The 14,837-nt window shown below is 64.3% G+C and carries 13 protein-coding genes and 4 tRNA genes; 2 read left to right on the top strand and 15 right to left on the bottom strand.

Going from position 1 to position 14,837, the window contains the following annotated elements; all coding sequences use genetic code 11:
* Nucleotides 1-114: 114 nt before the first annotated feature.
* Nucleotides 115-1,170, top strand: coding sequence for an HNH endonuclease signature motif containing protein (locus CCOY_RS01880; RefSeq protein ID WP_092101438.1), 1,056 nt, complete (start codon nucleotides 115-117; stop codon nucleotides 1,168-1,170).
* Here CCOY_RS01880 and CCOY_RS01875 read toward each other — a convergent pair.
* The 15 genes from CCOY_RS01875 to CCOY_RS01805 form a co-directional block, all read right to left on the bottom strand.
* Nucleotides 1,167-3,404, bottom strand: coding sequence for a choice-of-anchor M domain-containing protein (locus CCOY_RS01875; RefSeq protein WP_092101436.1), 2,238 nt, complete (start codon nucleotides 3,402-3,404; stop codon nucleotides 1,167-1,169). The genes CCOY_RS01880 and CCOY_RS01875 overlap by 4 nt on opposite strands.
* Complete coding sequence (locus CCOY_RS01870) at nucleotides 3,401-4,261, bottom strand: anchored repeat-type ABC transporter permease subunit (RefSeq protein ID WP_070452416.1); 861 nt, start codon at nucleotides 4,259-4,261, stop codon at nucleotides 3,401-3,403. Before CCOY_RS01870 ends, CCOY_RS01875 begins: the two co-directional genes overlap by 4 nt.
* Nucleotides 4,254-5,003, bottom strand: a complete 750-nt coding sequence (locus CCOY_RS01865; protein WP_070482140.1) for an anchored repeat-type ABC transporter ATP-binding subunit — start codon at nucleotides 5,001-5,003, stop codon at nucleotides 4,254-4,256. Before CCOY_RS01865 ends, CCOY_RS01870 begins: the two co-directional genes overlap by 8 nt.
* Nucleotides 5,000-5,839 (bottom strand): choice-of-anchor M domain-containing protein, encoded by an 840-nt coding sequence (locus CCOY_RS01860; RefSeq protein WP_070421769.1) that lies wholly within the window; start codon nucleotides 5,837-5,839, stop codon nucleotides 5,000-5,002. The genes CCOY_RS01865 and CCOY_RS01860 overlap by 4 nt, the downstream gene beginning before the upstream one ends.
* On the bottom strand, nucleotides 5,836-7,359 hold the full coding sequence (locus CCOY_RS01855) for an anchored repeat ABC transporter, substrate-binding protein (protein ID WP_092101434.1): 1,524 nt from the start codon (nucleotides 7,357-7,359) through the stop codon (nucleotides 5,836-5,838). The genes CCOY_RS01860 and CCOY_RS01855 overlap by 4 nt, the downstream gene beginning before the upstream one ends.
* Entirely contained in the window at nucleotides 7,356-8,963 is a 1,608-nt protein-coding gene (locus CCOY_RS01850) for a TIGR03773 family transporter-associated surface protein (RefSeq protein WP_092101432.1), read from the bottom strand. Before CCOY_RS01850 ends, CCOY_RS01855 begins: the two co-directional genes overlap by 4 nt.
* A 101-nt stretch (nucleotides 8,964-9,064) precedes the next feature.
* Nucleotides 9,065-9,775 (bottom strand): 50S ribosomal protein L1, encoded by a 711-nt coding sequence (gene rplA, locus CCOY_RS01845; protein ID WP_070815617.1) that lies wholly within the window; start codon nucleotides 9,773-9,775, stop codon nucleotides 9,065-9,067.
* 74 nt (nucleotides 9,776-9,849) lie between these two features.
* On the bottom strand, nucleotides 9,850-10,278 hold the full coding sequence (rplK, locus tag CCOY_RS01840; RefSeq protein WP_070421765.1) for a 50S ribosomal protein L11: 429 nt from the start codon (nucleotides 10,276-10,278) through the stop codon (nucleotides 9,850-9,852).
* A gap of 170 nt (nucleotides 10,279-10,448) precedes the next feature.
* Nucleotides 10,449-11,336 (bottom strand): transcription termination/antitermination protein NusG, encoded by an 888-nt coding sequence (gene nusG / locus CCOY_RS01835; RefSeq protein WP_070421764.1) that lies wholly within the window; start codon nucleotides 11,334-11,336, stop codon nucleotides 10,449-10,451.
* A gap of 111 nt (nucleotides 11,337-11,447) precedes the next feature.
* Nucleotides 11,448-11,765 (bottom strand): preprotein translocase subunit SecE, encoded by a 318-nt coding sequence (gene secE / locus CCOY_RS01830; protein WP_070421763.1) that lies wholly within the window; start codon nucleotides 11,763-11,765, stop codon nucleotides 11,448-11,450.
* 21 nt (nucleotides 11,766-11,786) lie between these two features.
* Nucleotides 11,787-11,862, bottom strand: a tRNA-Trp gene (locus tag CCOY_RS01825).
* Nucleotides 11,863-11,925: 63 nt separating this feature from the next.
* A tRNA-Met gene (locus CCOY_RS01820) sits at nucleotides 11,926-11,997 on the bottom strand.
* 50 nt (nucleotides 11,998-12,047) lie between these two features.
* Nucleotides 12,048-12,120, bottom strand: a tRNA-Thr gene (locus CCOY_RS01815).
* 246 nt (nucleotides 12,121-12,366) lie between these two features.
* Nucleotides 12,367-12,449 (bottom strand) — tRNA-Tyr (locus tag CCOY_RS01810).
* A 64-nt stretch (nucleotides 12,450-12,513) separates the two neighbouring features.
* Nucleotides 12,514-13,530: a polyprenyl synthetase family protein gene (locus tag CCOY_RS01805; protein WP_070614254.1), complete on the bottom strand. Its 1,017-nt coding sequence runs from the start codon at nucleotides 13,528-13,530 to the stop codon at nucleotides 12,514-12,516.
* Between the two features lie 104 nt (nucleotides 13,531-13,634).
* Here CCOY_RS01805 and CCOY_RS01800 point away from each other — a divergent pair, with 104 nt between their 5' ends.
* On the top strand, nucleotides 13,635-14,837 hold the full coding sequence (locus CCOY_RS01800) for a geranylgeranyl reductase family protein (RefSeq protein ID WP_092101430.1): 1,203 nt from the start codon (nucleotides 13,635-13,637) through the stop codon (nucleotides 14,835-14,837).

Here is a 14,837-nt window from a genome sequence, read left to right as displayed (position 1 = left end):
AGGTCAAATTGCCTGTGGATAAGCCATTGCTTTTCGACTGCTTTTCGACGATTCCACGCCCAGTTATCCACAGGCCAGGTGCACTTTCTCTGTTGACGGTTTAGCGTCTTAGGCATGAATTCGTTCGAGGTGTTAGTGCAGGCGATGTCGGCCGCAGCGTTAGAGACGCTGGCCGACTTCGACCTTGATGTTGCGCTCGCCTCGGGCTTCGCTCCGGATCGTGCGCGTGCCTGGTCGCGGCTGCGCGATGTGTACTTCGGGCGCACCAAGTTCACGCGCAAACAAAAGACAGCCAGTTCTTTAGCGCGAGGTTTCTCCCTCGACGAGCTGGTGTTGATCGAGCGACGCATCGCACCGGTCAAGGATGCCTCCCAGCGGTGGGCGCTGCGCCTTGCCTTACTTGAGGTCGAAGGTGGCTACCGGGCGATTGAGGCTGCAGCCCGCACGTTGGTGCCGGCGGATGAGAAACCGGCGGTGGATGCGGCGAAGTTCGGCCCGTCGCGAAACGGCAAACGCACCTTGCACTTGACCTACGACGAGCGTGAGATCTCCGATATGGAGCATGCCGGGCGGTTAGGGATTGATCAGGATCGTCCGGCTGCACCCCAGATTGCCGAGAATTTGATTGGGATCTTCTTCGGCGACGGCAAGGTTGCGACTGCTGTGCCGCGCCCGACGGTGTTGGTGCCGCTGCCGGACTACCTGCGCATCCTGGACGGCTCGGGCGACGACGTCATCCTTGCTATGACTGATGGCACCACCATGACGGGTGCGGAGTTTTTGGCCGCCCAGTTTGGTGATGCGTTGGAGGTGGCGGCGTTTCATCCGCAGGCCGGTGCGGTGAACTTGTATCGCACGCAGCGTTTGGCGAATCAGAAGCAGCGCGATCTGGCCAAGTTGGTCTCGCCGGTGTGTGCGTTTCCTGGCTGTCGTCACGGAGCAGACAACTGCGAGTTACACCATGTGGAGGCCTGGCGGCATGGTGGGGAGACCAACATCGCGAATCTGGCGCCGCTATGCAGGTATCACAACCGGGTCAATGATGATGACCCGTGGCGTAAGAAACGCGGCCGGATCGTCATGGTGCGGGGTGCGCCAGTATGGATCTCACCCCGCGGCTACCCGGTGAAAAACACCAACCGCGGGGCAATGGACCAACTCTTCGGCTAGTGCTCGTCGTGCCGCTCAGCGCGACGGAGCAATTTCAGCGCGGCAACAAACAGTACTGCGCCGCCGATGAGCGCCATGATGCCAACACCAATCGCGAGGCCAGCCCAGAAGCCGCCGGCCGTCGCGGAGTTGCTCGTGCCTTCGACGGGCTGCGCTGCATGAATCCCGCTGCCCGAAGCATCGGACGCAGACTCAGGTGAGGGCTCCGGCGAAGGGGCGGAGGTTGTGGCGGGGGCGCTAGTGCTCGTCGATAGTTGCGATGACGCTGCACGGCTTGCCTGCGCACGCCTCGTCGGAGACTGCTTCGCCGTGGATTGAGCCGCCGCCTGACTGCGAGGTGCAGCCTGTGCAGCACGCGCAGTACTCACCGATCGAGCCGACTGGGCCGACTGGGCCGACTGGGCAGCGGTTGCCGGGGCCGCAGGTGCAGCGGTGCGCGAGGGGCGAGAAGTTGCCTGGTTGCTCGGCCGTGTCGTCGGCCGTGTCGCCCGCTGTGTGGTCGCCTGCGCAGACGGCTTCGTGGACGGTTTTGCGGCTGGCGCGATGGCGTCGCCAAACTTCTTGATCTCCTTCTCCACCTGCCGCAGACCCGCCGCCAACGCCTGTGGGACGTTCAGGCTTTTGCCCGCGTTGCCCGTGCTGCCTGCGTTATCGGTGTCGTCGGGATTGGTTGGGGCGTTGGTGATGGCGTCGTCGCCAACTGCAAACGTTGCGACGAGTTCCTTCTCAAACGCCTCACCGTCACGCGTGGTGCCGGAATACACGAACGTCGCCGTGTAGATGCCCGGCTCGGTGAACCCAAAGCCCTGGTGGTCGTGGGCGTTAACCGGGTATTGGAGCGTTTTGGACGGGTCGCCCGAATCCAGTTCGATGCGCAGGCCTCGCAGATCCTCGTGCCATGTCATCAGGCGGCCCGGGCCGGTGACGTCGCGCATGCTTACCGTGATCCGGCTGCCTTCCTCAATCGCGCTCGCGGGCACTCCCGTGGTGGAAAAGCCCAGCCATGGCAGGTTCTTGTCCTGTGCTTGCGGCAGTATCCACATCTGCGCTGGGCTGCCAGGGAAGCTGTCGCGCACGCTATCGGGCAGGTCGGTGCGCGCACTGTCGGGCACGGCGAAGATGAAGCTGCCGGAGGGTCGGTGCGCCGGGTGGAGGGGGTCGGAATCATCGATGAGCACTGTGCTTAACGACGACCCCTCCCCCACCAAGGCCATATCCATATGACCCGCCTTGATCAGCGCGCGCTCCTTCGCTGCGGCGTTGGGTGTGGAGGTGCCTGGTGCCGGCTTGGGCTGCGCCGACGTGGTGGTCGCGGTGGTAGTTGGCTGCGCCGACGTGGAGGCCTTTGGTGAGGTCGGTGCCGTGGTGGCCACCGTGGTAGTCGCCGACGTGGTCGGTTGCGCGTCAGTGGGTGTGGATGCCGACTTTGGGGTGCGCAGGCCCGTGGTGGTGCCTTCGGGCAGGCCGACGGTGGCGTCGTCGCCGACAAGCCAGTATTGGGTGATGGGTTCGGAGCGTTCGGTGGTGCCGTCGGTACGCTCGGCTCGGCCTTGCCACGTCAGCGCGTAGATGCCTGGTTTGGAAAACGTCCAGGTGAAGTGGCCGTGGCCGCCGACTTCGTAGGTGATGGTGCGCATGTCTGGGTTGGAGGAGTCGAACAGTCGCTCCGGTTCGTAGACGCGGCTGGTGAACATGACGTTGATGTCGCCGGGCGCATCCATGTCGACGAGGTCGAAGTGCATGACGTCGTCTTTGAAGTTGGTGGGGATCGACGTGGGGTCGAGTTCGTGGGCGGGGTCGAATGCGCCGAGGCCCGACCAGATGGGGCGCCAGTTGTCGGTCCAGTCCACGCTTTGCGGCGCTGCCCAGACTTCGCTGCCGCGGGGGCCGAGGAAGTCGAGGGTGCCGTCGTCGGGGATGGTGAGTTTGGACAGGTCGTTGCCGTCGGCGTCCGCGTCTGGGGCGAGGCGGAAGCACACGGAGTCCTGGGAGGTGACCTGTTGGCCGTCCACCGCCATGACTGCCAGCTTGCCGCCGGAGCGGGTGCCGTAAAGGGCGTCGTTGTGGGAGTGGTAGAGCAGTTTGCGGCCGGCGCACGGGTGGTCGACGTCCGCGTCGAGGGTCACGCTGTGGCCGGGGTCGCCGGGTTTGTGCTCGCTGCTCGCCTGCGCCAGTGGTGCCACAGCAAACGCAAGCGTAGCGACGACCAGCGTCACAAGTCGGTTCAACTTCATGCCCGCACCACCTTCGCGAACACTCCGCGGCGCGGCGCGAACAGCCAGCTCAGTGCGAACAGGGCGGTGACGGAAAGGACGATCGTCGCCCCGGTTGGGGAATCGTAGGCCCACGCCAGCCACACGCCCAGGACGCTGCCAACCACGCCGAATGCGGCGGCGATGAGCATCATCGTGTCGAGCCGGTCGGTGAACAGGCGCGCGGCGGCAGCCGGGGTGATCAGCAGTGCGACGACCAGGATGTTGCCCACGGTCTGTACGGCGAGCACAACGGCGAACGTCACGCTGAGATACAGCGCGAGGTCCAACGCGGCGACGGGCAGGTTCATGGCGCGGGCGGTTTCGCGGTCCAAAGCGACGGCGGTCAGCCACGGGCGCAGGACGACCACAATGGCGACGATGATGGCGCCAGCGACCGCGTTGACCACCAGTTCGCGCACGCCAACGCCGGTGAGCGAGCCGAACAGGAACGAGCTCACGGAGGCGGTGTAGCCCTCGACCCGCGAGATGATCACCAGGCCGATGGCAAACGCGGCGGTAAACACGATGCCGATCACGGAGTCTTCTTTAATGGTGCGGCGTTGCGACATCACCGCGATCAGCACCGCCACCAACGCCCCCGCCACCGCGCCGCCGAGCAGCACCGAGGTCTGCAAGGCGAAGGCGACGGCGATGCCGGGAAACACCGCGTGCGCAACGGCGTCGCCGATGAACGCCATGCCGCGCAGCACCACGAAGCACCCGACCACCGCGCAGAGCACCGCGGCGATCACGGCAGCGCCCAGCGCACGTGGCAGAAAGGCCAGTTGTGGGTTCGCCATGTCGGCGAGGAATTGCAGGAAGGAAATCTCAGGCATGGGCGGCCTCCAGGTGTGCGCGCACGCCTCGTAGCCACGGTGAGTCGGGGCCGACGGAGAAGGTGTGCATCCAGGGGGTGTCGTCGTTAAGCAGGCGCGTCGGGCTATCCGCCACGATGCCGCCTTTGAACAGGATGAGACGGTCGCAGGATTCGACGGCCTCGACGATGTTGTGGGTGGACATCACAACGCCCAGGCCCTTATCGACGAGCTCACGAAACAGCCCGAGCAAATGTTCCGTGGTGGGGATGTCGAGGCCGGTGAAGGGTTCGTCGAGAAGCAGCATGCGCGGACGGCGCACCAAAGCACGCGCGATGAGCACGCGTTGGCGCTGGCCGCCGGACAGGTCGCTGATGGGGCGGTCGGCGAGGTCTGCAAGGTTCACCATCTCAAGCGCACGCTGCGCCCACATGCGGTCGCGTTCGCCAGCGCGGCGGTACCAGGGGCGCTTCCCAAGCGTGGCGTTGAGGGTGGCGGTGTAGACGTCGATTGGGAAATCCCACGCGACGTTGTGGCGTTGAGGCACATAGCCGACGACGTCGCGGATCGGACGCGAGTCGGTCGTCTCGACGGTGCCTGCGTCGGCGGGTACGAGCCCGAGCATCGCACGCATCAGCGTCGTTTTGCCTGCGCCGTTCGGCCCGAGCAGGCCGGTGAATTCGCCGCCGTTGAGCGTGACGTCCACGCCCTGAAACACTTCACGTCCCGGGTAGGACACGGCAAGGTCGCGGATTGTGATCACTTACGACGCCCCCACACCACCGCGAACGCCACCAACGCCAGGACGAGCACACCCAAGCCTGCGAACAGGAGCACATTGCTTGACGACGACGCCCCCTCCCCGGCGCCCGCAAACTCCGCGTCGAACGCCTCCTGCGGGTCAACGCCGACCGCAAGGCGCAGCACCTGCTCGTCGGTGTGCACCTGGCCGTCAGTGTCCTCCACCTTCGCGCGCACCTTGATCAGGTGCACGCCCGGCTCGGTGAACACCCAGTTGGCGTGGGTGTGGGTGTTGGGTTCGACCCACATGGACTGGTCGCCTTCGGTGCGGGAGTTCCACAGTTGCTGCGGTTCGTGGAAGCCGCCGGGTTGGACGAAGAGGGAGAAGTCGCCAGGGCCGTCGTGGCCGGCGAATTCGAGGCTCATGCCGGACGTGGAGCGCTCGAGCAGCGAGGGGGCTTGGGAGTTCCAGCCCAGCCATGGCACGCCTGCGACTTCGGTTTGGGGCACGACCCATACGTCGGAGCCTGGTTTGGCGCCGGTGAAGTCGAAGTCGTTGGTGTCGGGCAGGGTTTGCTTGGCGGCGTCGCCGACGGCGAAGACGACGTCGTTGAGGTGGCGCCACATGGCGGGTTCGTGGGTGTCGTCGCGGGCGAGGAATTGCAGGTTGCCGTCCACGAACATGGGGCCGAGGTCAACGTGGCCTGCGTCGATGACGGTGCGCTCCCCTTCCGGCGCGATCGTTTCGTTGGCGTCAACGACTTGTTGCAGGGCAGGGTTGTTGTCCTGTACCTGGGCGGTTGCTGCGGGTGCGGCCGCGATCATGGCGGCGGTGATGAGGGCTGGAATCTTTTTCATTGTTGTCCTTTCAAGCAGTTACTAATCGACGACCCATTGGCCAGCACAAAGTCCACATACGTTTGCGCTGGCCCCTGACCGGGCGGGTCGAGAGAGTCGCCCCAGATCGGGCACACGTTCACCCCGTGCTGGGCGGCCGTTTGGTTGAGCACAGGCGTTTCTTGTTCGCTGCCGTACTCGACGAACACGGCCGGCACGTCGAGGTTGTCCAAAGTGCGCGAGAGTGCCAGCAGGTCGCGCGGGCTTGGCTCCACGCTCGGGTTCGGGGTGACAAAGCCTGCGATGCGCAGCCCGTAGGCGCGGCCGAGGTAGGCGTAGCCGTGGTGGGTGGTGACCAGGTTGCGGTTGGTTTCGGGGATGGAGTCGTACATGGCGCGGACGGTGCGGTCGGTGTCGTCGAGAAGCGACTGGTAGCGCTTGGCGTTGTCCGCGAACTGGCTGGCGCGTGACGGGTCGATGGCGGACAGTTCGTCGCGCACCACGTCAACCACCGCTTTCATCGCGGCCGGGTCGTGCCAGATGTGCGGGTCTAGCTCGCCGTGCACGTGACGGCCGAGTACCGCCTGCGGCAGCAGGTAGGTCTCATCGTCCGGGTTGCCCAGGAAGCGGAACTCGCGCTGTGGCGGGATCGGCTGCAGGGTGGTTGTGGGTACGACAACGACGGCATCGGCGGGGTTGATGTCGGTGTGGCCGGGGTGGCTGTGGTCGTCGGTGCGAAGGGTCAGGTGGGTGGTGGTGTCGTCGACAAGCGTGGCGATGTCCACGTGACCATGCTCGATCGCCACCTTCCCAGGCGCGACCTGTGCCGGGTCCTGGCCGACAACCACCGTCACGGTTTGCTCGGCGGAGCTGCGCTCCGGCGCATCGACCGCGTCGCGCACCGACGCGCGCAGCCGCAACTCGTACACACCCGGCGCTGAAAAGGCCCAACTCACGTGCGTGTGCGCACCCGCCGGCAGCATGGTCGAGCCGCCGTCGGAGTCGAAGAGCAACTCAGGTGTGCCAAACGTGCCGAGGATGAAGGCGAAAGCTTTGCCGGGGCCGGTGGCGTCGACAAGCGAAAGCTCGGTGACCGCGGTGGCGGGCAGGTCGCCCTCGAACCGCAGGCCCAACCACACGGTGTCCAAGCTCGCGTCCTCGACCAGCGGGATCGGGGCGTAACCGTAGCGCTGCGTCTGCTCGGCGAGCGCCACTACACGCGCGTCGGGTCGCGCCGTCGACTCGATCGTGCGGCTCAATGCTTGCGGCTCCAGCAACAGCCCGTTGGTGAACACGGCGTCCGCATAGGCAATGTCGCGCGTGGCGTGCAGGGTCGGCTCATACGAGTGCGGGTCGGCGCCGCGACGCATCAACGGGTTGACGTCAGCGGCATCGCCGGCGACATTCTGCACGACATCCGCGAGAATGCTTGTCGACGCCACCACACGCAACCGGCCATCATCCACCGCACCGTCCGCCTGCGCGCAGCCCACCAGACCCGCAACCAACCCGAGGGCCGCTATAGCTTTGGCGCGCTTCACTTCGAGGCTCCTGCGAGGGCAATCAGGCGGCGTCGCAAGGCAGTGTCCAACGTGCACATCGCCGCGCCGAACACCGCGACGCCGAGGCCCAGGATGGCGAACGGCACGGTCATCACTGTGGTGCCGGTCTCTGCGAGGTCACCGGAGCGTGCGGCGTCGCTGCCTTGTGCCGTTGCCGCTCCGGCGCTGCAGCTGCCTTCTGGGTCAAACATGGAGCCAAAATCGAAGTGGCCGCTATCGGCGTTGCCGGCCTCGCCGACATTGAACGTCAGCGTGGCCTCGCCGGAGACCTTCTCCCCGCCTTTTGTGGTGGCGGTCTGACGGATGGTCACCTTGTACGTGCCGGGTGCCCCGAACACCCAATTGGGGTGCACGTGCGAGTTCGCCGGGATCGTGTGGCTGCCGGAGCCGCGACCATTCTCTGCGGTGAACCACTCCTCGCCCACCACTTGCCCCAGGCCGCCCTGGGTGAACACGGTCATTGGGCCGGGGCCGTTGAAGTTTGTTACTTCCCAGGTGACCTCGCCGGTGGTGTGTTCAATGAGCGACTCGTGCTGCGTGTTCGCACCCAGCCACGGCACATTGTCCTGCTGTGTCGCACCAATCATCCACGCCTTGCCGGCAGGCACTGGGCCGACCGCCTGGGGCAGGTCCGCCTCCGCCGCACTGCCAAGCCCGAACACAAGGTCTTCCGGACGCTTCCAGGTGGCGGGCACGTTGCGGTCGTCCTTGATCATCGGGCGCAACGCGGGTGTGCATTTCTTCGCCGCTGCTGAGGTGGTGGCGGGCGCCGGCTTGGCCGCAGGTGCTGCTGGGGCTGCGGGCGCAGATTTCTGGGCTGCCGGCTTGGAAGCAACAGACTTCGAAACCGAGCCTGCGCTGTTGGCTGCGGCGTTGCCGTTTGCGTCGTTGTGGGACGTGCCGGTGCTCGTGTCGGCCTTGGTTTCGGCGCTGGCGCGGTCTGTACCGGTCTCGGCGCTGGCGTCGCCGACGTGCCACGTGTACACCGCCTCGTTGGACTCGGCGCCGTCCGCGGTTGCCACAACCTTCATGGTGTACACGCCTGGCTGGGTGAACAGCCAGTTCGCGTGGACGTGGGACGGGTCGTCCTGAACAATGCGGGATCCTGAGGAGAGCTGCGGCTGGTCGCTATCAAGCACGGGTTGGAAGGAGCCGAAGCTTCCTGTCTGGAACAGGTAGACGGAACCTGGCCCGGAGACCTCGCGGAACTCGATGTCGACGCGACCGAAGCCACCTTCGCGCACGCCCTGGGTGTCCCACCCGGGCCACAGCAGGTCGGCGCGTTGGGTCTGTGGCAGCAGGTAGCCGGGCTCGCCGATCTCTGAGACGTTGGCGGTTTCGTCGGTGTAGGCCGCCTCGCCGACAACCAAATCGACATCCTCGGGTGCGCGGCGCACGTGGGAGCCGGTGACGTCCTCCTGCAGGTCCAAAGTCAGGCTGCCACCGTCGGCGGTGACGTTGAAGACATCGATGTGGCCCCGATCAAAACGGGCGGGATCCGCCAGTGCCACGCCACACGTCAACAGGGTGAGCAAGGCGGCGAGGCAGACAACCACAAGACTATTGGTAACCGTTTTCAACACTTAACGAATACTACTTCCATTAAGCGTTGCGACAAAGCACTACCCCCAGACACGAAAAAGCGCCCCGTGAACCACCGAGGCGCGAAATCGTTGCGGGAAGACTATGCCTTCTTGGCGTAGTCCTTCTCCACAGAGGTATCAACCGGAACGCCCGGGCCCTGGGTTGCGGACACGGTGATCTTCTTCAGGTAGACACCCTTGGCGGAAGACGGCTTGAGGCGAACGACCTCGTCGAGAAGCGCGCCGTAGTTCTCAGCGAGCTGCTCCGGGGTGAAGGAAGCCTTACCGATGATTGCGTGCAGGTTCGATGCCTTGTCCACGCGGAAGGCAATCTTGCCGCCCTTGGAGTCCTGGATCGCCTTAGCGACGTCCGGGGTGACCGTACCGGTCTTCGGGTTCGGCATCAGACCACGCGGGCCGAGCACGCGGGCGACGCGGCCGACCTTAGCCATCTGGTCCGGCGTAGCGATAGCTACGTCGAAGTCGAGCTGGCCAGCGTTGATCTGCTCGATGAGCTCGTCAGTGCCGACGATGTCAGCGCCTGCTTCCTTCGCCTTGGTGGCGTTCTCGCCCTCAGCGAAGACTGCGACGCGGACGGTCTTACCGGTGCCGTGCGGCAGGTTGACGGTGCCGCGGACCAGCTGGTCAGCCTTGCGCGGGTCGACGGACAGACGCATCGCAACGTCGATGGTTGCGTCGTACTTGCCGGAAGCGGTCTCCTTTGCCAGGGTCACCGCATCCAGCGGGTGGTAGAACGCGTCGCGGTCCACCTTGGCGAGCTGCTCAATGTAACGCTTGGACTTCTTAGCCATGTTTGATTCCTTTCAGGAGTTGTGGTTGGCGGGCCTGGCTGAAGGCCCTTCCACGTAAAGCGACGAGGTGCGCTTTACTTCTCGACGTCAATACCCATCGAACGTGCGGTACCAGCGATGATCGCGGCGCCAGCCTCGATGTCGCGGGCGTTGAGGTCGTTCTTCTTGGTCTCGGCGATTTCCTTGCACTGCTCCCAGGTGACCTTGCCAACCTTGTCAGTGTGCGGAACGCCGGAGCCCTTCTGCAGGCCTGCAGCCTTCAGCAGCAGGGATGCAGCCGGCGGGGACTTCAGGATGAAGTCGAAGGAGCGGTCTTCGTAGACCGTGATCTCCACCGGGACAATGTTGCCGCGCATGGATTCGGTCGCAGCGTTGTATGCCTTGGTGAACTCAACGATGTTGACACCGTGTGCACCAAGTGCCGGACCGACCGGCGGGGCCGGGTTTGCCATACCAGCTTCGATCTGAAGCTTGATCAGGCCAGTGACCTTCTTCTTAGCCATCGCAATTACCTCCTAGTTACAGCCTCGCCACCGCGATGAACAGCGGTAAGGCTTCCGGATGCCGGGTTTTTCCCAGCCACCGGGGATGAGAAAACGAAAACGTCGCGTGTGCGCAAAACACACGCGACGAGATAGGTTACGCCAGAGCGTCGTCGATAAGCAAAATGCGCTTACATGATGCGCTCGATCTGATCGGCGGTCAGCTCGACTGGGGTCTCGCGGCCGAAGATGGACACGAGCGCCTCGATCTTGCCGGTCTCCGGGTCGATGGCGTTGATGGTAGCGGACACGGACGCCAGTGCACCGGAGAGGATGGTGACGGCCTCGCCGACCTTGTAGTCGTGGGTGACCTTGTTCGGCGCCTCCTCCGCCGACGGCACAACGGTGTCGCCCTCGGCGTCGACCTGCGGCTTCGCGCCGGCCGCGGCGGACTTCGGCAGCAGGAACTTGGCGACGTCGCGGTGCTTCACCGGGGTGGCATTGCCCTCATTACCGACAAACGAGGTCACGCCCGGGGTTTCACGCACCACGGACCATGCGGCGTCGTTCATGTCCATGCGCACGAGGACGTAGCCCGGCAGGAGCTTGCGCTTGACCAGCTTGTTCTTGCCGTCCTTGTTCTTCTCCAGCGCCTGCTCGACAGGCACGACGACCTCGTAGATGGAGTCTTCGACCTCGAGGGTCTGGCTACGCATCTCCAGGTTGGTCTTCACCTTGTTTTCGTAGCCGGAGTAGGACTGGATGATGTACCACTCACCCGGCTGCTTCTTCAGTTCGCGGGTGTACTCGCGCAGGCGCTTGCGGTATTCAGCGTCGAAGTCGGACGTAGCCTCAGCGTCCTGGGCCTCAACGCCCTCCGCGGCCTCAGCGCCCTCTGCCTCCGGCGCTTCCGCGCCCTCGGTCGCCTCGGCGTTGTCATCCTGCTCGTTGGTGCCGGCCGGGTCGGAGTCGCCGTGGATGACCGGGTCGGTGGAGGGGTCGACGGGCGCGCCTTCGTCGATCATTTCCTGCTCGTTGTTTTCGATCGCGCCGTTGACGTCCTCGTTTACCTCAGTCATGGTTGTTCTCCTCGTATGTTCGCGGGTGTGCCCCAAGGTTACCGGGGCAAAAAGTATCCCGCCTTCCCTCGGTGTTCGAGGTGGCGGGAAACGTTACGCGTGAAATTGTACTTATCGGATGAGAATCCAGCGAATCCCCATGGAAGCGAGGGTGTCGGTGCCCCAGACGAGGATGGTGAGCACGATGAGGAACGCGAATGTGATCAGCGTGTAGTTCAGCATCTGCTTGCCGGTCGGCCAGATGACTTTGCTCATCTCGGAGACGACTTCGCCCGGGAAGGTTGCGATGCTGGTGGTCTTTTCCTCGGCCTCGTCGGCATTGACGGGGGTGCGCTTTGCTTCGTACCCGTCGGAGGACACGGGCGAGACCCCTCGCAGTTGGCGCTTGCCGGTTGGCTGTGCGGCATTCTGACCGTTGGGGTTAGTCACGAAAACTCCTCCAGGTTGTTTTGGCAGGGGCGACAGGACTCGAACCTGCAACCTACGGTTTTGGAGACCGTTGCGCTACCAATTGCGCCACGCCCCTAGGGCACCTTATTCGGTGCGCCTAACCCTACCACGGGCGCTTGTGACGTCCGTTTGAGGTGAGTAGCGATGGAGAGAATTGAACTCTCGACACAGCGATTATGAGTCGCTTGCTCTACCACTGAGCTACACCGCCATGTGTTCACTGACGCTCGCACGAAGTGCAAGGACCCCAGCAAACAACAGAGCCCCCTGACAGAATCGAACTGTCGACCTTTTCCTTACCATGGAAACGCTCTGCCGACTGAGCTAAGGGGGCACAGCCTCTTTGTTGTGGATCTTGCGACCCGCTCCGTTGAAGCCTTGAGAAGATTAACCCGATATCGTTTATAAACACAAATCGCCAGTACAGCCGATGTTTTTGCACATGCTTATCGACGACATAAACCGCTCCATAACCTACGCCATAGGCCATCACTCCCTACCGCCCTGCAGCCGCAGAACCACAGCACCGCACAGCGAAAAACCCCGCCGATCCGTGATGGGGATCGGCGGGGTGTGCCTGTGCCAGGTAGAAGATTCGAACTTCTGAAGGCGAATGCCGGCGGATTTACAGTCCGCTCCCTTTGGCCGCTCGGGCAACCTGGCGTGCACGTTTGAAGTGCGGGGATTACCTTACATCACGCCACCGTAATGTAGGCAAATCGCCTGGTTATCCTACGCGTTCGACGGTGAGACGTGTCATAGTGCGCAGCGCTTCGCGGGCGGGAATGTCGGGCAACTCGTCGAGTTCGCGCTCGACGATGTCCAAGTATCCGCGAGCGGTTTCGAGGGCGCGTTCACGGCCGCGTGTCTGACCCAGGAGGTCGAGGGCGCGGGTGACGTCGGCGTCGTCGGTAAGCGGGCCCGTGAGGAGCCCTCGAAGGGCTTCGCCGGCCTCGGAGTCCTCTTCGAGCGCGTAGAGCACTGGCAGGGTGAATACGCCTTCGCGCAGGTCGGTGCCTGGGGTCTTTCCGGATTGTTCGGGGTCGGAGAAAATGTCAATGATGTCGTCGACGATCTGGAACACCATGCCCACGGCGTCGCCGATGCGCGCGCAACGCTGGACCACCTCGTCGGACGCGCCGGAGTGCCGCGCGCCCAGGTAGGCGGCGGACGCGATGAGCACGCCGGTTTTCTCGTCGATGACCTTCAGGTAGTGCTCAACCGGGTTGGTGCCTTGTGCGCCGACGGTTTCGCGCATCTGGCCGGTGACCAGTTCCTCGAAGGTGTCGGCGAAGTGCTCGACGGTGGCCAGGTCCATTCGGCTCATCAGGCGTGAGGCGTGGGCAAACAGGATGTCGCCTGCAAGGATGGCGACGGTGTTGCTCCAGCGCGCGTTGGCGGACTCAACGCCGCGGCGGCGTTCAGCTTCGTCCATGACGTCGTCGTGATACAGCGTGGCCAGGTGCACCATTTCGGTGACGGTGGCGCCGTTGATTACGTTTTGGGCGCGCGGGTTGGGGCCAAACTCGGCGCACAGCAGCGCCATCATGGGGCGGAAGCGTTTGCCGCCGGCTGCGGCGAGGTGGGTGACTTTGTCGGTGAGGAACTTTTCGCCGCGTGAAAGTTCGGCCATGAGGAGGTCCTCCACCGCTTCTAGCCCGGTGTTGAGCCGGGTGTTGAGTGCGTCGTCGCCAAGGTCAATCTTGAATCCGTGGCGGGGTGACGGGGTGGTGCCGTACGTCATCGATAACGTCCTTGCAGGTTGGAGGGGCACATGGATAACGCACCTACCGTAGCCCACTTGCCCTTGGTTCTGTAGCAGTGGGTGGCGCTGGCACAATCAGTTGCGTGACTGAGTATTTCGACCTTGTGGTTGTGGGTGCTGGACCGGCTGGTTCGGCGGCGGCGATTGTGGCGCAGCGTGCGGGTTTGCAGACTTTGCTTCTCGACGCCCAGAGTCCCGGCCGCGACAAAACCTGCGGCGATGGGTTGACCCCGCGTGCGGTAGAAACGCTCGAGGCGCTCAATCTCAAGGTGCCCACCTACCGCAACAAGGGGTTGAAGTTGCATGGTTACGGCGGCGACGTTGAGGCACCTTGGCCGCGCGGTGAAGGCTCTGCGGCACCGCGGTCGGTGTTTGACGCAATGCTTGTCGACGAAGCCCGCACCGCCGGCGCCACCATCCGCCAACACTGCGTGGCAACCGGTGTGGAGTTTTCCGGCGGCGCGATCAGCGCGGTGGAAACGGACCAGGGCACGGTGCGCACGAAGTGGGTCGTGGTTGCCGACGGTGTGCGCTCCCCTTTTGGCAAGCAGTTGGGACGCACCTGGCACAAGGGTGAGGTGTTTGGCATTGCGGCGCGCTCGTATTGCGATTCGCCGTTTTCGGACGAGCCGTGGATGCATTCGCACGTGGAGCTGCGCGACGCGGATGGCGTGATTCAGCCTGGTTACGGCTGGATCTTCCCGCTTGGCGACGGCACCGTGAACCTCGGCTGCGGCGCCTTATCCACCAATGCGCGCCCGGCGAAGGTGAACACGAAGAAGTTGCTCGCCGACTATGCCGCACAGCAGCGCGAGGCGTGGAACCTCGGCCCGGAGCAGGCCGTTACCTCTGCGCTGCTGCCGATGGGCGGGGCGGTGTCCAACGTGGCCGGCCCGAACTGGGTTCTCATCGGCGACGCGGCAGCGTGCGTGAACCCGCTCAACGGCGAGGGCATCGATTACGGGTTGGAAACCGCTGTGCTCGCCGTGGAGTTGATCAACGCAGGCGGCGACCTCACGCTTGCGTGGCCAGCGCTACTGCGCAGCCACTACGGCGACGCATTCACGCTGGCGCGCACCCTCGCCCGTCTCCTGACCTACCCGCAGTTCCTACCGCTGGCTGGCCCGGTGGCGCTGCGCGGTTTGGGTGGGCGCTACCTCATGCCTGCAGCGGCGCGCCTGATGGGCAACCTGGTGCAGGAAGCCGACCGCGACCTGGTCGCACGACTGTGGCGCGCGGCAGGTCGCGTGGTGCCAAAGAACGCCCCGCTTTGGGACGTCGCTTAG

The organism is Corynebacterium coyleae (genome assembly GCF_030408635.1).
Lineage (GTDB): Bacteria > Actinomycetota > Actinomycetes > Mycobacteriales > Mycobacteriaceae > Corynebacterium > Corynebacterium coyleae.
This window is presented reverse-complemented; position numbering and strand designations above follow the sequence as displayed.